This window comes from Peribacillus sp. TH27, from assembly GCF_016650915.1.
GTDB classification, from domain to species: Bacteria; Bacillota; Bacilli; order Bacillales; family DSM-1321; genus Peribacillus; species Peribacillus butanolivorans.
This window is the reverse complement of the sequence record NZ_JAEKEV010000001.1, coordinates 127151-146936: the sequence shown is the minus strand read 5'-3', so window position 1 is coordinate 146936 and position 19786 is coordinate 127151. Positions and strand designations below refer to the sequence as shown.

Below are 19786 nucleotides of genomic sequence, written 5' to 3'. Positions count from 1 at the left end.
AAGGGGATTCTCTTGAGTTTAATATTAGAAGCATTAGCAGATAAATTGATAGAAGCAGAGAGAAGTAAGCAGCCACTAGACCCACTTACACAGCAATATCCTGAATTGAGTGTGACCGACGCTTACCAAATTCAGATAAAAGTCATGGAGAAAAAGAGAACAGAAGGACGTTGGGTTATTGGTAAGAAAGTAGGGCTTACAAGTGTGGCAATGCAGAAAATGCTAGGAGTCAATGAACCGGATTATGGCCATTTGTTAGATGATATGGAGGTTAAAGATGGGGAGAAAGTCAAAATTAGCGATATGATTAGTCCGAAAGTAGAGGCGGAAATTGGTTTTATCCTTGGACAAGATCTAGTTGGTCCGAACGTCACTTATCTGGATGTATTAATGGCTACTAAGTATGTGGTACCCACGATTGAGATTATTGATAGTCGTATTACTGATTGGAAGATTCAATTAATAGATACTGTCGCCGATAATGGTTCTTCAGCTAAAGTAGTGGTTGGGAACAAGAGGAGTACGATAGATGGTTTAGATTTACGTAGTGTTGGTATGGCTCTTTATAACAATGAAGAGCTCGTAGCAACAGGTTCTGGGGCTGCTGCACTTGGGCATCCTGCACAGGCGATCGCATGGTTGGCGAATAAATTGCACGAGTTTGGTATTCAGCTTAAAGCAGGTGAGTTAATTCTGCCTGGAGCACTTTCTGGAGCATTGACTGTTAAGCAAGGGGATACCATTTCAGCTCATTTTGGCCCTCTTGGTTCGGTTTCTGTAGCTTTTGAGTAAATGGGGGTAGTTTATGTGAATAAAGTTAAAGCAGCGATTATCGGTTCAGGTAATATCGGTACCGATCTTATGTATAAGTTGGAAAGAAGTGAAGTAATAGAATTAACTACTATGTTTGGGATTGATCCCGAATCTGACGGATTAAAACGTGCGAAAGAACGAGGGTATCGGGTGTTCGCAAACGGAATTCAGGGGTTAGTAGATAACCCTGATTTAGCAGAGATTGTTTTTGATGCGACATCAGCCAAAACGCATGTAAGACATGCAAAAGTCTTAAATGAACTGGGGAAATTGGCGATTGATCTTACACCGGCTGCCAGAGGACCTTTTGTGAGTCCAGCCGTCAATCTGGGTGTTAACCTTCATGCTAGGAATGTCAACATGATAACATGTGGCGGCCAGGCAACGATTCCCATTGTACATGCTGTCAATCAAGTAGCAGACGTTTCCTATGCAGAAATTGTTGCTACGATTTCAAGCGAAAGTGCGGGACCGGGGACACGTGACAACATAGATGAATTTACGATTACTACAAGACGAGGAATTGAAGAAGTGGGGGGAGCAGATTGTGGAAAGGCCATTATTATACTTAACCCGGCTGATCCTCCGATTCTCATGCGTGACACTGTCTATTGCGAAGTAAAGAATATGGATCAAGAAGCGATTCATCAATCTATTTATGAAATGGTAAGAACTGTACAGCAATATGTGCCGGGGTATCGACTTAAACAGGAACCTTTATTTGAAGGAAATCAAGTGACGGTCTTCGTTGAAGTAGAAGGAGCAGGAGATTACTTCCCGAACTATGCAGGGAACTTAGATATTATGACTGCTGCAGCGACACGTGTAGCAGAAGATTTTGCACGTAATATATTGAACCAGGCAACAGTCGAACTGGCTTCAAGTGAAGAATAGGCAGGAAGGGATAGGTGACCACAGATGAATAGCAAAAGCGACAAACCCATTAAAATCACAGAAGTATGTTTACGCGACGGTAGTCACGTTATGGCACATCAATATACGGAAGAACAGGTTCGCAAAGTTACGCGTGCTCTTGATGATGCAGGGATGCACTACATCGAGGTTAGTCATGGCGATGGATTAGGAGGTTCGACTCTTCAATACGGTCGTTCGCTTGTTGATGAAATGAAATTGATTGAAGCTGCTGTTGAAGAGTCTAAGCAATCAAAGATTGCGGTCCTGTTATTGCCGGGAATTGGTACCGTTCATGATCTGAAACAGGCCCATGATATAGGTGCAGGGTTGGTTAGGGTTGCGACGCATGTAACAGAAGCGGATGTATCCTCTCAGCATATTAGCATGGCACGAGAATTTGGAATGGAAACATTAGGTTTTCTAATGATGGCTCACATGGCTCCTGTAGAGAAGCTGGTGGAGCAAGCCAAATTGATGGAAAGTTATGGTGCCCAAGCGGTATATGTAACTGATTCAGCGGGGGCTCTTTTACCTGATCAAGTTCGTGAGAGAATCAGTGCTCTACGTGAGTCCTTAGATATTGAGATTGGTTTCCACGGCCATAATAATCTATCCGTTGCGGTTGCAAATACGCTTGTGGCCATTGAAGAGGGAGCCACGCGATTGGATGGAAGCATTCGCTGTTTAGGGGCAGGAGCAGGAAATACACAGACGGAAGTTTTATTGGCTGTATTGGATCGAATGGGAATCCAGGTAGGGATTGACCTTTATAAAATGATGGATGTTGCTGAGGATGTTGTGGGACCATTGTTACCTCGAGCACAGGAGATTAATAAAGGAAGTCTTACTCTGGGGTATGCCGGTGTTTATTCCAGCTTCCTCCTTCATGCAGAGCGGGCGAGCAAGCGGTTTGGCCTTGATCCGAGGGATATCCTAATGGAACTTGGAAAGAGAAACGTGGTTGGAGGTCAAGAAGACATGATTCTTGACGTGGCCGCTGAATTGGCTAAATCCCAAAAATTGGGGGTGCGATAATGGCTATTACTCAAGGAGCAGATCTAGAAATCGTTGAATATCTTTTATCAGCGGAAAAGGAACGCCGGGAAGTTACAAAAATCACAGATAAATATCCAAACTTGACTTTCGAAGAAGCGTATTTCTTACAGGAGAAATTAATTCAACAAAAAGAACAAGAAGGTGCTCGGCGAATTGGATTGAAACTGGGTTTAACAAGTAAGGCCAAACAGGAGATGATGGGGGTTCACGAAGCCATTTACGGCTATTTGACAGATGATATGCTTGCTTTCGAATGGGCCCCGCTTGAGTTTAATCAACTCATTCATCCGAAGGCCGAACCGGAAATCGCTTTCTTTATTGGAGAAGATCTTCAGGGAACCAATGTTACCGCAGCTGATGTATTGAGTGTAACCCAATATGTTGCTCCGGCAATTGAAATTATCGACAGCCGATATTTAGATTTTAAATTCACCCTTGTGGATGTTATTGCGGATAATTGTTCTTCGGCTCGCTTTGTAATAGGTAATAAATGGATGTCTCCCACTAGTCTCAATTTGGCGGAACTAGGAATGGTTATGTCTAAAAACGGGGAAGTAGCTACGGTGGGAGCAAGTGCGGCTGTGTTGGGACACCCTGCCACATCCGTTGCTTGGGCAGTTAATAAAATGGGGGGAATCGGAAAGGGCTTAAAGAAAGGGGACATTGTGCTAAGTGGCGCCATATCCGAAGCTATCGCCTTCCAACCAGGAGATTCTATCCACTCTCAATTTGCAGAATTAGGGAGTGTATCATTCACCTGTAAATAGAGCAAAAACATGTTTTTACTGAATCTATGAAAACATTAAGGTTCTTAGTAGTTTCTACTTTGCGCTGTTCCAATTTTTTATTCATACATGTTAGTTTTTCAATCTGATGTTCTTAACGTACTCTTTGAGAACCTAGACATCCTTAATAAAAAGCCCCTCTCTTTAAATACAGAAGATCTCTATAAGAAAATTGTGCGCAGTATGGGAATTTTGTATCGGTTTGAAGTTCCTCTAAATAAATGGACGATAGACAGTATCTACCAAATGTGTGTTCTGACCGAAACATCTCCCCAATCTATATTTAATAAGAATTATTTCCTTTCTAAGGTGACGGAAGAGGGACGTATCACCTCTAGGGGACACATTAATCATAGTCAAAGGAAAAGAACTTATAAAAGAAAAATTAGCAAATCACGAGATTGTTGAAGAGGCCCAGCGTTATTTTCAATTAAGTATCTGACCAAACTTCTAGACGGTTTCATTTTTAAATAGCAAGATAACAAGTTAATTGAATTCCCTAAAATGTAAGATGGTTGAGGATTAGAAGCAACTACGACAGATAACGGAAACAATTTAATGATAATAATGAGCACTAATTATCAAAAGGAGCTGTTTAAATGAGCCGAAATTCACATTCAGTAGATCCCTCTTATTCGAAGAACGAAACAAATTTTCGACAAGAATTGAGTAATTTGGAAAGTAAATCAATTCCTGGTATTACTTATCTTGTTGTAACCATTTGTTGGTTTTGCATGCTTGCAGAAGGCTTTGATTTAGCTATCTACGGTGCTGTACTTCCAACGTTAATGGAGTATCCAGCATGGTCATTATCTTCAGCTCAGGCGGGTTCTATTGGAAGCTATGCCCTCATTGGGATGCTAATAGGAGCAGTATGTGTGGGAACTATTACTGACATTTTTGGACGTAAAAAGATATTGGCATTCTGTTTGACTCTATTTTCTATAATGATGATTCTATCGGCTACGGCATCTTCTCCTGAAATGTTCGGATTATATCGCTTTATTGGGGGGATTGGATGCGGTGGTATCATTCCTACGGTTTCTGCCTTAACTATTGAATATTCTCCTATTAAACGCAGGTCACTGATGTATGCGATAATGTATACGGGATATGCATTGGGCGGTGTATTTTCGGCTCTAATTTCAATGTTTTTCATAGGCGAATATGGTTGGCGATTAATGTTTTTGGTTGGTGGAGCGCCGATTCTCGTTGTTCCTTTCATTCTCAAATATCTGCCTGAATCACTCGGTTTTCTCGTAGCTAAAAATAGATACACAGAGGCAGAGCGTATTGCCAACCGCTATAATATTTTTATCGAGCCCATTAAAGAAAATAAGTCTTCGGATAAAGGGCAGAAAGGGAAAAGTAAATCCAACACGATAGCGACACTTTTCTCAAAACAGAACATTCGGGCAACTTTATTTTTCTGGGTTACCTTTTTTATGGGATTGTTTATGATTTATGGATTGACAACATGGTTACCTAAAATGATGAGAGAAGCTGGTTATCCGCTTGGTTCGAGTCTAGGACTTCTGTTGATGCTTAACCTTTCAGCAGCCGCGGGTGCTCTTTTAGCTGGTGTAGCAGCAGATCGCTGGGGCTCAAAAAAAGTGATCAGTATTTCATATTTCCTGGCGGGAATTTCAATTGCTTTATTAAGCTTAAAATCATCGATGCTAATTGTTTATAGCCTTGTAGGAGTCGCTGGTTTTGGAACCATCGGAACAACGTTGATCTTAAATGCATATATTTCCAAATATTTTGATGCGGATAATCGTGCTACAGCTTTAGGGTGGGCACTTGGATTTGGTAGGATAGGAGCTATTTTAGGTCCTATTTTGGTTGGATTGTTTATGTCTTGGAAATTCGATCTTGTGATGAACTTCTATGTTTTTGCTTTTGCGGGGGTCATAGCTTCATTATCTGTGTTATTTATACCGAAAAATGCACATGGGAAAATTTAGATATCAAAAGGGCTGAGCTATAAGTACATTCATACTTAGGGGGTTTAGCCCTTTCTTTCATTTTAGGATGACAACCAAAGGGCTTTTGTAAAAGGGGTGCATTAAGCGGCAGGTTCAATGCTCTACGATCTATTTGAAAAGGAAAATATGTTTAAACGAAGGTTTGATCATTTAATACATAGAAGGTTATTTTTTGAATGCGCGGTTTCAAGTTTAATGAGAAATCACATATTGCTTGAGTATAGATGGTTTAAGAATGTAAATTTTTCTATTTTTGATATTTAGCAACTCTTCCTGTTCCCACTTCTTCAAAATTCTATAAGTGGTCCCACATCACCTTGTCGGTAAAGGGGTGTTTTTTTTTACAAACTTGGCGTTCTGCATAGCTCAAGTAGGGTTAGCAAGAATGTAAGTGTTTATATTTGTTGTCTGATGGTGGAGTAAGCAAAATGGGCCCCCCTTTTTTTGAGTACGACGGATTGGATTAGTCCAACGAAATGCTTAAGAATGGGTAAAAAATTATACATGGGCTTTTTCTATACTATGGTAAAGAGACGAAAATATAATAAAAGGTTCATATTTGATGGTACCCAATCAATTAACTTTATTAATATATTGAACTAATTTTCCTCTAATAATTAGAGTACAGTAAATTTCAACACAGTCAAACTTTATTAATCGGTCGAACTTTATTTTAAATTCACATCTAGATCAATCTAATATCGGTACAATCCCTATAATCGTAAAAGAAATAAAAAAAACGCCCCTGTCAACGGTAAATGGCTGACTGTAACGTAGTGGAAGGAATTTAAGGAGTTGATAGGGTCACCATACCCAAAACCCTCTTGGCACTCCAAAACAACAGCCCTCATTTTATCTGTCCTACTTAGTGTAGCCGATCAAATGATACCCTCAAAAGAATTAACTATTAAACGTAATGTTTATTATATTTAATGATGGTAAAAGTGACTAAAAGGGAGGCGAATTGTTTTGGCTATAATAGATATTGACCAATTGCTTTTAGCTACTGAAGAATTGCCGAAGAGTCAATTCGATTCCATCTCGATACATTTGACATTGATCAATTATTAGATAAAACAGATAACTGGTAAAGAAAATCATGCCCTTAAAAGGAGGATAAACATGACAACAAAAAAAAACAGGGATCAAGATCTTCCTGAAGAATGGGTTGAGTTAGTAAAAAAAGCAATGAAATCAAATATAACTAAAGTGGAATTTAAGAGATTTTTGGAAGGAAAATCAAAAATCAATAAAGATTAACTATTTTTAACACCGTTCGAATAATCAGAACGGTGTTTTCAATTTTTATATGTGGCCATGTACTCGTAAAAAGGAGTACTGCCACATTTGGTGATTGTCAATGGCTAAGGTGAAGAGGGTTAAATCGATTAATTAGTGGTTTGTAGGCTACTAAAAGACTAGAAAGAGTTTGATGAGCTTTATGCTTCTTATTTACATATAGCTAGGTTTTCCTATATTCCGTTTAGGAACTATGGAACACAATAGGGCAAAATATTAGATGAATCAGCAGTTTACATAATACTGATTATTAACAGTAAATTTCTATCTTATTTTGATAGACGTATGAAAAAGATGTTTTAGATCGGTAAGCCTCCAAATTACCAAAGGAAAAAACCTCTTGAGTGACGGAGATATTTTCGAATTATTTAAAGAGCAGACTCTTAAATGAGTTTGCTCTTTTTAAATGTCAATATAATGAGCTGCTGAAGACCAGCAGCTTCTTGAATTTAATTTACCATAGATCTAATTTTGACATTTAATGATTGCCCTAATGATACTAACAACTTTTCATATCCAATAATTACTTCTTTGCGTAATTATTTGATTTGTATTCTGCAAATTTATGATTTTCTGAAGAATAGTCAGATATAACGCTAGAATCTTTAAAATGTTACCGCAAATTCGGGTTTATCTCATTAATACAAAAAAGCACTCTGTTTAAGGAGTACTTTGGCCAATATTAGATGAATATCAGTTAGAGGGGTTTGAGAACAAGATACACACTGCTATTGAGTGTAGCTCAACTGACTAGGTAAGCTAGAATATCATTCAAAACTCTCAAAAAATACAAATGCGCCAGCCTATTTAAAAATACTCGAAATGCTCACTTTTTAGAAAATCTATAATAATCTTCCTATACGTGCATGCGCTATGTGTCTACTCCTATTATTTCGTGGTGGTAGGATTGTGAGGCTCGCCAATATCGGCTTTATTTTAGAGATAACTCTAAGGTATTTTAAGATAGTTCAGGCAGTAAACCAAGTATTATAGCTGCTTCTAAAGCTAACCAAAGTTCGGCAACGTTATTGGTAACATTTAGGCGACGTTCCGTCATTTCTTCTATTCGGTTAATTCGATATACTAATGTCTGCTTATGTATGTGTAATTTTTCTGAGGCATTCTTCCAAGAGCGATTCTCACGAAGGTAGATATAAAGAGTCATTGCTAGTTGACTGTTATGTGTCTTATCATATGCTAAAAGGTCTCCAATTACTTGCTCTACCAGTTCTTTAGTTTCACTTCTGCCTCTAGGCAAAAATGGTGATACGGGAGACTCTTCATTGTAGAACATACAGGTTTTATTATAAGTCTCTGCTGCACGTAATGCCCATAAAGCTTCTTGATATGCATCTGCTACACGTGAAGGGCAATCAAAATTATTACTTATACCAAAGCATATATTTGTTGTTTGCAATTCACATTTTAAGCTAGAAATTGACTCTGCATTGGCAGGAAGTAAAGCAACCAGAACATTTCCTCTTAGAGTTAACAAATGGGGAATATTGCATGCATTCAACTGAAGATGTAGCCACTCGTGCTCAAAAGGCTGGGTCCCTGCAGAGCAAGCGACGATGCACCGTGGTTCTTTTCCTAGTCCGTGATTAGCTAACAAGAAATTGGCTGAATCTGGTGTAAGTCGTTGATCAATTAATCCCTCCATTATTTCAGCTCCCACTCGTCGTTGACGTTCATGTATGGCTGTATCTTTCTCAATTGCCAATCCCACAACGGTCGCAGTATGACTTAATACGATACTATCGGGTATACCTGTTGGATGATTAAAGACCAGTAGAATGGCGGGTCGTGAAGTAGGAATTGGCACTTGTAAAGCTTGAACTCCTCTCCACTCTATACGTTGTATAGCAGGAGAATCAAATGTACTGAGTGGACGGACCGCTTTAAGTATATCTGTAACATTTTTCGGTAACTTGCCTTCAAAAAATAGGGGTTTACTGTTAACTGGATTTATTATATAAAGCGAACAATTAATAATCTTGCTAAGCGTTTTGACTATACCAGACGGTGGAGTATTATGAAAAGCCTGACGCGCAACTTCATAAATTCGTAACGTCTGTAATAATCGTGCATGCTCTTTATGTGAATTAGCATCAGACACAGTCCGTGTAATTGTAATCCACGGGACTTCATAAGCTGTCAACAGGACTGGAAAGCCATTGCGGTCGGCTTCAGAGAGAAGAGGATTAATCATTTCAGGAGCATACATTCTTCCCGCAATTGATATTCCACTTACTTTTGCATCTATAAGACGCTTTATGTAGTCCTTCTGCTCTTGTCCAGGACGTGGAATAGCCAGACCAGTAGTCAAGATTAATTCACCTCCATTTAACCAAGGAGTAGGATCCGATAATTCACATACATGTGCCCAAGTAACTTCTCGCTTTAATCCCCCATACCCGGCAAGAACTTGCGTCTTCAAGTGTGGGTTATTAACAAGGTCCTGAATAGTAATTGTCATAAGCATTCATCCTATCGTATGAAATAAATAAAGATTACTATAATTTAGACGTATAGAAGAATATTTATTGTTAGAATATACTGAATATAATGATAGTTTTCATTATTGCAATTGTTACCATTATACTAGATGGTTAGTGAATTGCAATTATATCGTCAGTCTCTAATGAGATTATGTAAACCGGATGGAAACAAATAAGAGGAGGACGGCAAATGTTACAAGTTGGAATTGATGTTGGTGGAACCTTTACTGATCTTTTCGCATGGGATGAGCAAGCCACAGGAACAAATCGCGTACGCACGGCAAAAGTACTTACTACGCCGAATGATCCAGTAATCGGATTTATGAATGCGCTTTCATCTGCGGATATTGACCCCTCGGAAATTAGCACAATCATTCATGGGACGACCATTGGAACAAACGCCTTATTAGAACGAAAATATCCCGAACCTGCATTAGTGACGACAGCTGGTTTTCGTGACACACTTGAAATTGGGCGGCAACGCCGTCGCTACCTATACGATCCTTATCAAGTTAAATCCCGCCCATTGATTTCCCGTAGTCAGCGGTTCACAGTGAGCGAAAAATTGGGAGCCGATGGGAAGACAGTAAAGCCCCTCGACCGTGAGGAAGCAATAAAAGTAGCTGAACACATTGCTTCACTTGGCGTCAAGAATATTGCTATAGCGTTTATTAACTCATATGTAAGTGGCCGGCATGAGCAAGCGATGAGAGAGATAATTCTAGAAAGGATTCCGGATGCACGGATTGCTCTGTCTTCAGAGACACGCCCTAAAATTCGCGAACTAGGTCGTTTTGTTACGACTGCCACACGTGCTGCCCTATTCCCTGTTGTGAGTGATTACTTCACTCGATTGGAAGATTGTCTAGCTGAGGCGGGATCAACAGCAAAGCTTTTCATAGTGAAAAGTAATGGTGGTATGATGCGAAGTTCTACAGCCAAAGAGCGTCCTGAAGAATTGATTGCGTCAGGACCAGCAGGTGGAGTTGCAGCAGGAGCATTTCTCAGTAATTTACTTAACACGCAGAATATGATTGTTACGGACGTAGGTGGCACTAGTTTTGAAGCTTGCCTGATGGAGAATGGCCGTGGTCTGATAACAGACGAATATGAATTCGAATGGGAGATGCCGATTATTGCGCCTATGCTCGATATCCGAAGTATTGGTGCCGGTGGTGGGTCAATTGCGTGGATTGATCAGGGTGGATCGTTACGTGTTGGACCACAAAGTGCCGGAGCAGATCCGGGACCAGCTTGCTACGGTAGAGGGGGCAGCCGTCCAACAGTCACAGATGCAAATCTTGTTCTTGGACGTTTAAACCAAACCTTAAGTGGTAAATTTCAACTCGATTACGATGCTGCTGTAGCTGCTATAAGTACTCTTGCGGAACCACTAGGGTTATCTGTTCTTGATTGCGCAGAAGGTATTATCGAAATCGTCTGTGAGAATATGGCAGGAGCAATTCGCATGGTTTCAACTGACAGAGGTCGCGATCCCCGCGATCAGACACTTGTTGCATTTGGAGGAGCCGGCGGGCTACATGCCTATAGGGTTGCCGAGGCAGCCGGTATTAATCGAATACTAATTCCTCCCTTTGCTGGTGTCGCATGTGCATTTGGAGCCGCTACTATGGAAGTGCGTCATGATCTTGAAGCGACTTTTTATGCACCAGTAAAAGGTCTATCTCCGAGTGAATTAACACTTGCTTTCACTAAACTAGAAAAAGAATGTCACGAATTACTCGAGAATGATGGAATTAAACCAGAGAAGATTACATTGGAGCGAAATGCCCTGATGCGCTATATTGGACAATCATATGAAGTAGCTACCCCAGTACCTAATGGAGAACTGAATACATCCATATTAGATGAAATAGCTATTGCCTTCCACGAAGTGCACGAGCGTGAATATGGCGTATCATCAGAATCTTTCGGCGTTGCATTTGTCACATTACGTGTCACGGGATATGGTCAAATTGTCAGAACAGAGTCCATCGATTTAGAGGCAGTAATGGGGGCAAGTAACCAGATTAACGCACTATCTGTTAAGGATCATCGCAAAGTCTACTTTGGTGGCAAGCACTACAAGGTAGAGGTACATGACCATACTTTGCTTTGTAATGGTCAACAGATTAATGGTCCGGCAATTATAGAACAAGCGGACAGTGAAATTGTTCTTCCGCTTAATGCATTGGCTCAAATAGATAAGTATGGCAATATTATTATCACTAATGAAGAGCAAGTGAATCAAAATGGTAGTTACGTTACTACCACTGAGGAGGGTGTACTATGACAATCATCCATACAAACTCCGTACAGCGTCAGCTTGATCCAATTACATTTGAAGTTCTTCGACGTTCATTTGAATATACATGCGAGAGAATGAGCCAAGTGTTGCAAAAGGCATCATTCTCACCAATTATTTATGACATGGTGGATTACTCCAATGCTATTTTTGACCCGGACATCAATTTAATTGGTCAGACTGCTAACTGTCCTGTTCATATTGCTGCCATGCACTTCAGTGCCCGAGCTTCACTTAAACAATTCCCAATAGAAGAGTTGGGTCCTGATGATGTCATCATTTTAAACGATCCTTATGATGGTGGCACTCATACTCCCGATGTTACGATGACCATGCCGGTGTTTAATGAAGGAACTTTGCTCGGCTTTGCAGTCAGCCGTGCGCACTGGACCGATGTAGGTGGTGGTTTCGATACTCATATCGCTGGGGAAGGTCTGCGTCTTCCGCCTTCAATACTCTACAAGGGAGGGAAACCAAATACCGAATTAATAAACATTATTAGGAATAGCTCACGCACACCTCAATATATTGAGGGTGACATCAACGCACAACTTGGAGCTCTTCGAGCAGCTCGTGATGAATTCATAAGACTCGCCAATAAGTACGGAGTTGATGTTCTTCGACAGGGGATGCGTGAAATTCTTGATTACACTCAACAAGTTACTATAGAAGCAATTAATCAAATTCCTGATGGCGTGTACGAAGCGAGTGAATACGTTGACAGCGATGGGTTTATCGATGATCCAGTTCGGCTACGTGTCAAGCTTACTGTTGCGGGTGATCGGATTGGTGTGGATTTTACAGGAAGTGATCCAACCGCTATTGGTCCAATTAACTCACCTTATGCTAACACGGCTTCGGCAGTTTACTATTCTTTAAAGTTCTTTCTCAATCCTGAGGCACCAGCTAATGCTGGAATGTATCGCCAAATCGACTTGAACATTCCAGAGAATACATGGCTCAACCCAAAATGGCCAGCACCAACGCTCGGATGTACTACGGTAGCATCATCAAAGATTACTGCAGCAATATGGATGGCTTTGGGTCAGGCTATTCCTGATCTCATTGTTGCTCCGACCTGTTCGGATGCTAATTGGTACGTGGCAAGTGCAACTGACCCAAAAACTGGTGAATTGCATGTCTTTACTGATTTACCTGCTGGGGGATGGGGGGGCACACCTAATCATGATGGAATGCATGTAACAATGGATCCTCTTGGGAATTGTCAAAATTTACCTGCTGAAATTGCTGAACTATTGTTCCCAATTCGTTACAATGCCTTTGAAATGCGCACTGACTCGGCGGGAGCTGGACGTTATCGTGGTGGTGTAGGTGTGCATGTTGAAATAGAATTCCTTGGGCGTGGCGAGATAATTTGGATGGAGTGTTCGCGAACACGTGAAGGTTCCCCAGGAGTTAATGGAGGATTGCATTCAGCACGCCAACGACAAATGCGTAAGTCACTCAATGGTTCACTGGAGACTATTGGTGGAATGGCAGACGATGGAATATGGCATTCAGCGATGTTAGGTGGAATTCAATTCCAGCCAGGTGAAGCATTTGTTTTTGAGAGTACAGGTGGTGGTGGCTGGGGCGACCCTTTGAGTCGTGATCCGAAACTGGTCTCGCAAGATGTACGAAATAATATTGTTTCAAAAGAGCAAGCAGTAAACCTTTATGGTGTAGTGCTTAAAGACGACCTTACAGTCGATCAACAGGCAACCAATGTTAAACGAGCAGCAGTTAAATCATAAATATCATGCATTCAGAACTCGTACCTAATAACAATTAAGAGGAGGAAGTGGGTATAAACCTACTTCCTCTTTCATTAACTATCCCTTACAAAAAATTGTTGTTGTTTGATGGAAAAGTACTGGAGTTCAAAAAGTATATTTGTTGGTGAATGTTTTCTGTTTATACCATAATCACTTAGACAGGAAGGAGAAAATCGCATGACAAATTTTAAGAACCTATTCAGTAGTATTGAAATTGGGAAAATAGAACTTAAAAATAGAATTATGATTACTGCTCATCAAACAAATCATGTAGTTGATGGTATACCTACATCAGAAATGACGGCCTACCATGTTGCCCGTGCTAAAGGTGGTGTAGGTCTTATTATTCTTGAAGCCGCTGCAGTGCATAAATCTGGAATGCTGACGGGGCAAACCATTGCGGGATACGACAAAAAAATAATACCCGCTTATTCAGAAATTGTAGAACAAGTACATAACTATGGAACAAAAGTATTTGTTCAGCTTTTTCACGGAGGAAGAGAAGTGATAGCGAAAGATTATCGTAATCCTGCATGGGCTCCATCCGCAGAACCCAGTTTGCGATTTGGTGCTATGCCTAGACCTATGAGTCTTGAGGATATTGAAGAAGTTATTGAAGGGTTTGCTTTATCTGCTAAATTAGCTAAAGAATCCGGACTTGCCGGGGTAGAAATTGCTTGCTCACACGGGTATTTACCCTCACAATTCTGGTCTAGCCATACCAATCACCGAACGGATCAATACGGTGGATCTTTTGAGAATCGTATGAGGTTTACTATAGAACTTTTGGAACGTATTTGGAAAGAGGTAGGTAAAGATTTTACGGTAGGAATAAGGATGAGTGCAGACGAAATGACTTTGGATGGTACTACTGTAGCAGACGCAGTCAAGATTGTTGAATATTTGGTAGAAAGAGTTCAGCTTGATTTTATAGATGTTACATCTGGAGACTCAAGTACCTATTCAGGTTCAACTCATATTGCACCAGCTTCGCCTATGAAGCATGCTTATAATGCTCCTCATGCGTTTAAGATTCGGATGGCAGGGGCAGTTCCCGTTTTTGTTGGAACTCGGGTAATTGATCCTGTTGAAGCTGAGCAAATTGTAGCTACAGGTAAAGCCGATGTAGTAGGGATGACTAGGGCTTTGATTGTCGATCCAGAAATGCCCAACAAGGCCAAAAGGGGAGAAGTTAATTCTATCGACGCTTGCATAGGGTGTCTTCAAGCCTGTATTGGCCATTATCATAAAGGACTTACTATAGGTTGTGTACAGAATCCAATGGCTGGGAAAGAGCAGGAATTACTGCCGCTTAAACAGCATTCAAGAATAAAGCAACGTGTGGTCATAGTAGGGGCAGGACCTGCGGGTTTGCACGCTGCATTAACCGCAGATTCACAAGGACACGAAGTTATTTTGGTTGATCAATGCAAGGAAATTGGTGGGCTACTACAAACTATGCGTCGAGCCCCAATGCGACAAGAATTAGCGGAAACAATGATAGATAATTATTCTCGCAAGTTAGCAACGAGTAAAATAGATATACGGATGGAGCAAAAAGTTAACTATGAGTACCTAACTGAGTTAAAACCTGATGCCATTATCTGTGCAGTGGGGTCAAGACCTTACTTGCCGCATGTAGAAGGAGTAAAGGATCCTAGAGTCATAAAAGTTGATAATCTTTTCAGTAGGAATCCAAAGACGGTGGGACAACGGGTATTGGTCTTTGATTTTGGTGGTGATTGGGCAGGAATAGAAGCAGCTTTATTCTTAAAAGAAAAAGGTAATGATGTAACGCTAATCACTGCTAAGCTACACATCGGTCAAGAGATTCATCAGTATCTTCGTAATGAGTATTTAAAGAAACTGTATCAATTAAATGTAATTCTCAAGCCGCACTATGATTTTGGGGGCATTAATAATGACAAAGTTATTATAAGAAATCTATTCTCTCATGATATAGAAGAGATAGAAGACTGGGATACTATCGTCTTATCCCTTGGCCGTGTTCCCAATGTTGAGCTCTACGAGCAAGTTAAAGGTGTGGCTCCTTTTGTACATCAGATTGGAGATTGCTTGGCACCCCGTACTTTGGAAGAAGCAACCTACGAGGGGATGATGTCAGGTTTAAATTTAGGTGTTATGCTCCCTGAAATTAAAGTATAAGGGAAAAAGAACCTTTTACGTTCATTAAAATACCACATACCCATCAAGCTAAGGATAATCATTATCCTGATATGCAGATTTCATTGGAAAATTTTCTTCTTAGCGAAGAAGATGATGATTTATATTTGTTATTTAAAGTCGTTGCATTAGAGCATTAGATATTTTAATTAATTTAGATTACAAGGGTAAAAGGAGGCTATCATGGCCAGGATAAACCTCAAAGTGCCATTTAAAGACAAAGATATTGCCAAAAGCCTCGGAGCAAAATGGGATAAAGATAAAAAAGTCTGGTATACCTCTTATGGTGGAGAGACACAAAGGTTTTACAAATGGCTTCTCCCGATAAAAGAAGAGGATATTGATTTGAAAGCGGATTATTTTTATATCGCCGAAACAGCTAGACAATGCTGGGAATGCAAAAGAAAAACAAAAGTCTTTTGCTTTTTATTAGAATCATATTGTTTTATCGATGCAGAATCAGAATTTGACGAAAGTGAAAACTGGAAGTCTTTCTGGATTGAGGAAGATTATCCTAGTTTTATTTCAGAAGTAACAAGGCTCAACGAGAAAGCGCAGCTGGCAATGTTAAATCATACCGAGAGGTTCAGGGCTTCAAAAAGTGAGTATATCGCGAATCATTGCGATCATTGCGATGCTTTACAAGGGGATTTCTATTTGCATGAGGAGCCAGGTATTGCCTTTTGTCCTGTAAATGAAAAAGAGATTAAAAGAATAAAGCTTTATAAAGTAGATGAGCCTTTTGAAGCTGCAGGTTGTCATTCATGGAGTTCTATTTTTGAAGATTATGATGTAATAAATATTTGTTTGCAAAAACCTCGTAAAGGCTGGTTTTGGGGGAAGTGAAAGGTATTTTAATTATTTCTCCCTACGTTTATCAAGCAGCTCTGCAGCCTTCATAGCTTTTTCCTATATAAAAGGGAAGTGTCAGAAGATGTATGCCCAAGCTGTGACATGATTAAGGATCTCCACCTGTCTGTTCCGCTAAATTCGTAGCATAGGTATGTCGATTAGAAAGGGGAAGAGGCTCCCCCTATAGAGTTTAATAAAAACAAATTCATTTTCATCATCCTTCCCTTTATAACACTTATTTCGAATGTGCAAATAACCTTTTAGATTGTGAAGGGAGGAAGGGGCCAAAAGGAAAGAAAGGCAAAAAACTCAGATTATGGGGCGGCGTTCTTCTGGATTGCCGTTCCCTTTTATTATATTGTGGCGTCGGGGTTTCGGCTATGCTTATGGAAAGAAGGGGAAATAAGCATGAGAAAATGTAGAAAATGCGGCGAAGAAAAACCGCTTGAAGACTTTAGGGAATTAAGTGCTTCAAAGGACGGAAAAAATCCACGGTGCAAACCATGTGTGCGTGACAGGTAAAACACACGGAACAAACTGAAACACGTTCAACAATACAATATCAACAAAGCACATAAACGCCGTGCAATCGAAAAAGCACTTCCGCAAGACGTGACAGCGGACAAATGGAAGGCAATCATGAAACGCTTCGGGAATCGCTGCTTTTTGACGGGTTCAACGAATGTAAGTTTTGAACACGTAATATCGTTCGCCACTGGACACGGCGGTCATATTGTCGCAAATCTCCTTCCAATGGATAAAGCGTTGAATCTATCCCGCCAAGACAAGAACTTCGGGGAATGGTTCAATACTCTTGAGGCAACAATTGAAATGCACGACGCATTTGATGAAGCCTTCGAATATTTGGCGGAATTGAACGGATTGACCGTTGACCTTTTTTGGGAATACGTCTACTATTGCGACGCATATCGCCGCACGGAAGAAGAAATCAAAGCCGACCCACGTCCAAGCGTTGAAATATTCAAGGAATGGAAAGAAGCGGGGGGCGTGATATGAATGGAAATAATATAATAACAATAGTTTGTTACGGCGTTCTAATGCGGAACGCTGTTTTTATTGTATATAAAAAGCCGCCATAAATGACGACTTCACATTCTACCACGTTAAAAGAAATCTATCGTGAACTTCTTCATTTTCCATTACTTGACCCGCACGTTGTAATATGGCTCAAACCCTTCCACGAGGAGCGAGTAGCTCGAGCAAAGTCCAGTATTTTAAAGGATTTAGAGGATAAAGAAAGAAATTTCATCTGTCACCCTCTCTTCTTATCTAAAGAACGCTTTAAAATAGGCTTTTCCTCATTTTAATCAATCGTTTGATTAAATTTGAACTCCGACTCCTCAACAGTTACATTCGCTTTGTGAATTTTACTGATAATTGGGAACCTTGAGCTTGTAAAAACTTCGCTTCTTGTACTATATGGCTCCATTCTTCTGCCAATTTGTTTTAAGGGGACCTTTTTAAATTGGCGTTTTCAACCTAACCTGATGTTTATAAATCTAATGCATATAGCCATTCCTTCCCCTTTATTAATTTAAAAGTCGAAAATCAAAAAATATGAGTCGGGGGATACAGTAACAAGGAAAGGTGAAAGGTTGTTAAATCCGTTCCACCTTACTGAATGTGAATGTATTTTAATAATTTATATGCCAAAATAGCTAAGTATAACTTTATGCCATTATCATAATTGTTTAGGTCTAATCCAGTTTTTTTCTGTATCTGTTCTAACCTATATTTCAGTGTATGGCGATGAATATATAGCTCACTTGCAGTTTTTTTAATACTTTGATTGAAAAAAAGATAAGCTTCAAGTGTAGTAATGAGGTCTACACCTTTTGAATCAAATAGATTTCCAAGGTATTTTTGGTAAAACTCCTCTAAATCTACCCCTGACTCTTTCATTTCAATGAGTAATTGATATATGCCAAAATCGTTATAATGGACTATAGATTTTGGTTTAAATAGAATTTGGGAAAATCGTGCTGCTTGCTCAGATTCAGCAGCACTTTTGTGTAATTGATAAATGTCGGCAGTTGTTTTACCAATACCTATTGCTATTGGTTCATTTGATAATGTTGAATTCCAACTATTTAAGAGGTTCTCAGCTAACTCTAAAATATTTACTCCAGGTTTTGCTTCCGCCAAAATAATGACACTATCGGATTTTGTCCTCATGAGGTAAGGGATTTTTGACTTTCTCATAGTGTATTGAATAATTTCGGTTAACTCATTGTATTTTTCCTTAATGTTCTCCTCTTTCAATAATGGAAAATAAATGTATAAGGTACTTTGCGGATTTGAAAGGTCTACTCCTAGTTTACGTCCTCTCTCGATCATATCTTTATTATTTGGGATTATAGGATTTAATACTTCTTCTAGGAAGTCACTAGTGAGCCGCAATTGGGTCTCCTCTACTGCTTTTCTCCGCAAAAATTCAATGGCATATACAGTAGTAGCATGCTCAATTGCGATTGAATCTAATTCTTCCGATAACCTTTTTTCCTTTATAATGAGTACACTTCCGTAGGTATTTTTATTAGCTATAATAGGTTGACTATTAATTTTGTAGTTATCCATTTGTTTTTCATATAGATTTTTTATATTGTTAATATCAATAAAGTCATGTTTTATGTAGGAACTTATTATTTCATCTTGTGCTATTAGGATTACACTTGCATCAATTATTTCATGAAGGGTTTTTGTAATAGGATCAAATCCGTGTTGTTCTAATACAAGCCGTGTAAAATCCTGATGGATTCGTAGTGAATATTCAAATGTTTTGCTTTGTTTGTTAACAATTTGTACCAGTAGTTCTTTTGTAATCATGGAAAAATTTATGTTTGCAGGAATTTCAATTAAAGGTAAGGCAAATTCGTTTGCGATAGTAATAAATGATTTTGGAATTTCCTTTAGATAAAATCCTGTATATATAGCTATTCCAGATAGTTTTCCGATGGATAAAAGCTTTTCAAATTCCTTACGTTTCTCCGTATTTTCTCCTAATCCGAATCCTGTTGTGATCAAAAACTCTCCATCTTGTAAACGATAGATATCTTCAATTACCTCCACAATTGTTACCCATTTGATCCAATTTTGTAACCCCTTTTTTCCAGCCGTTAATTTTGTTTGTTTCATAATAGGTAGTTGCAACGCTTCATAAATCCGAATAGCCATAGAAAGCCCCCTAGTGATTAAACTTAGATTATCCTTTCATCCATTATACGCGGTGTATAATGGAACCTCTATTTTTTCATACGTTTGTCAAATTGTTATTTGTCAGAAATTTTAATAA

At 39.5% G+C, this 19786-nt stretch carries 13 protein-coding genes; 11 read left to right on the top strand and 2 right to left on the bottom strand.

The window, feature by feature from the left end:
- The first annotated feature begins 12 nt into the window (after window positions 1–12).
- The 6 genes from JFU24_RS00715 to JFU24_RS00690 all read left to right on the top strand — a co-directional run bounded on the left by JFU24_RS00715 (window position 13) and on the right by JFU24_RS00690 (window position 6817).
- Window positions 13–792 (top strand): 2-keto-4-pentenoate hydratase, encoded by a 780-nt coding sequence (locus JFU24_RS00715; protein WP_201184055.1) that lies wholly within the window; start codon window positions 13–15, stop codon window positions 790–792.
- 15 nt (window positions 793–807) lie between these two features.
- Window positions 808–1707, top strand: coding sequence for an acetaldehyde dehydrogenase (acetylating) (locus tag JFU24_RS00710; protein ID WP_201184052.1), 900 nt, complete (start codon window positions 808–810; stop codon window positions 1705–1707).
- Window positions 1708–1731: 24 nt separating this feature from the next.
- Window positions 1732–2763: a 4-hydroxy-2-oxovalerate aldolase gene (gene dmpG, locus JFU24_RS00705; RefSeq protein WP_201184050.1), complete on the top strand. Its 1032-nt coding sequence runs from the start codon at window positions 1732–1734 to the stop codon at window positions 2761–2763.
- On the top strand, window positions 2763–3551 hold the full coding sequence (locus tag JFU24_RS00700) for a 2-keto-4-pentenoate hydratase (protein ID WP_201249286.1): 789 nt from the start codon (window positions 2763–2765) through the stop codon (window positions 3549–3551). Before dmpG ends, JFU24_RS00700 begins: the two co-directional genes overlap by 1 nt.
- Before the next feature lie 617 nt (window positions 3552–4168).
- The gene (locus JFU24_RS00695; RefSeq protein ID WP_201249285.1) at window positions 4169–5536 is read left to right on the top strand and encodes an MFS transporter; all 1368 of its coding nucleotides are present in this window, start codon (window positions 4169–4171) and stop codon (window positions 5534–5536) included.
- A 1143-nt stretch (window positions 5537–6679) separates the two neighbouring features.
- Complete coding sequence (locus tag JFU24_RS00690) at window positions 6680–6817, top strand: anti-repressor SinI family protein (RefSeq protein WP_201249284.1); 138 nt, start codon at window positions 6680–6682, stop codon at window positions 6815–6817.
- Between the two features lie 997 nt (window positions 6818–7814).
- Here the strand turns inward: JFU24_RS00690 and JFU24_RS00685 are convergent.
- The gene (locus tag JFU24_RS00685) at window positions 7815–9335 is read right to left on the bottom strand and encodes a PucR family transcriptional regulator (protein WP_201249283.1); all 1521 of its coding nucleotides are present in this window, start codon (window positions 9333–9335) and stop codon (window positions 7815–7817) included.
- 212 nt (window positions 9336–9547) lie between these two features.
- Between JFU24_RS00685 and JFU24_RS00680 the strand changes: the two genes are divergently transcribed.
- The 5 genes from JFU24_RS00680 (at window position 9548) to JFU24_RS00660 (ending at window position 17490) form a co-directional block, all read left to right on the top strand.
- Window positions 9548–11650 carry a hydantoinase/oxoprolinase family protein gene (locus JFU24_RS00680; RefSeq protein WP_201249282.1) on the top strand — a complete coding sequence of 701 codons (2103 nt, stop codon included), beginning with the start codon at window positions 9548–9550 and terminating at the stop codon, window positions 11648–11650.
- Entirely contained in the window at window positions 11647–13416 is a 1770-nt protein-coding gene (locus JFU24_RS00675) for a hydantoinase B/oxoprolinase family protein (protein ID WP_201249281.1), read from the top strand. The genes JFU24_RS00680 and JFU24_RS00675 overlap by 4 nt, the downstream gene beginning before the upstream one ends.
- A 198-nt stretch (window positions 13417–13614) precedes the next feature.
- Complete coding sequence (locus JFU24_RS00670) at window positions 13615–15603, top strand: oxidoreductase (RefSeq protein ID WP_201249280.1); 1989 nt, start codon at window positions 13615–13617, stop codon at window positions 15601–15603.
- Window positions 15604–15804: 201 nt separating this feature from the next.
- Entirely contained in the window at window positions 15805–16467 is a 663-nt protein-coding gene (locus JFU24_RS00665; RefSeq protein WP_201249279.1) for a DUF5710 domain-containing protein, read from the top strand.
- 645 nt (window positions 16468–17112) lie between these two features.
- Window positions 17113–17490, top strand: coding sequence for a hypothetical protein (locus tag JFU24_RS00660; RefSeq protein ID WP_201249278.1), 378 nt, complete (start codon window positions 17113–17115; stop codon window positions 17488–17490).
- Between the two features lie 618 nt (window positions 17491–18108).
- On the opposite strand, the gene JFU24_RS00655 is transcribed toward JFU24_RS00660, so the two are convergent.
- The gene (locus JFU24_RS00655) at window positions 18109–19668 is read right to left on the bottom strand and encodes a PucR family transcriptional regulator (protein ID WP_201249277.1); all 1560 of its coding nucleotides are present in this window, start codon (window positions 19666–19668) and stop codon (window positions 18109–18111) included.
- Window positions 19669–19786 lie beyond the last annotated feature (118 nt).

Bases quoted from the DNA above. Each gene is read 5' to 3' on its own strand.
- JFU24_RS00700 (WP_201249286.1), top strand. From the start codon at position 2,763: ATGGCTATTACTCAAGGAGCAGATCTAGAAATCGTTGAATATCTTTTA.
- JFU24_RS00660 (WP_201249278.1), top strand. From the start codon at position 17,113: ATGAAACGCTTCGGGAATCGCTGCTTTTTGACGGGTTCAACGAATGTA.
- JFU24_RS00665 (WP_201249279.1), top strand. From the start codon at position 15,805: ATGGCCAGGATAAACCTCAAAGTGCCATTTAAAGACAAAGATATTGCC.
- JFU24_RS00690 (WP_201249284.1), top strand. From the start codon at position 6,680: ATGACAACAAAAAAAAACAGGGATCAAGATCTTCCTGAAGAATGGGTT.
- JFU24_RS00675 (WP_201249281.1), top strand. From the start codon at position 11,647: ATGACAATCATCCATACAAACTCCGTACAGCGTCAGCTTGATCCAATT.
- dmpG (WP_201184050.1), top strand. From the start codon at position 1,732: ATGAATAGCAAAAGCGACAAACCCATTAAAATCACAGAAGTATGTTTA.
- JFU24_RS00670 (WP_201249280.1), top strand. From the start codon at position 13,615: ATGACAAATTTTAAGAACCTATTCAGTAGTATTGAAATTGGGAAAATA.
- JFU24_RS00655 (WP_201249277.1), bottom strand. From the start codon at position 19,668: ATGGCTATTCGGATTTATGAAGCGTTGCAACTACCTATTATGAAACAA.
- JFU24_RS00695 (WP_201249285.1), top strand. From the start codon at position 4,169: ATGAGCCGAAATTCACATTCAGTAGATCCCTCTTATTCGAAGAACGAA.
- JFU24_RS00680 (WP_201249282.1), top strand. From the start codon at position 9,548: ATGTTACAAGTTGGAATTGATGTTGGTGGAACCTTTACTGATCTTTTC.
- JFU24_RS00685 (WP_201249283.1), bottom strand. From the start codon at position 9,335: ATGACAATTACTATTCAGGACCTTGTTAATAACCCACACTTGAAGACG.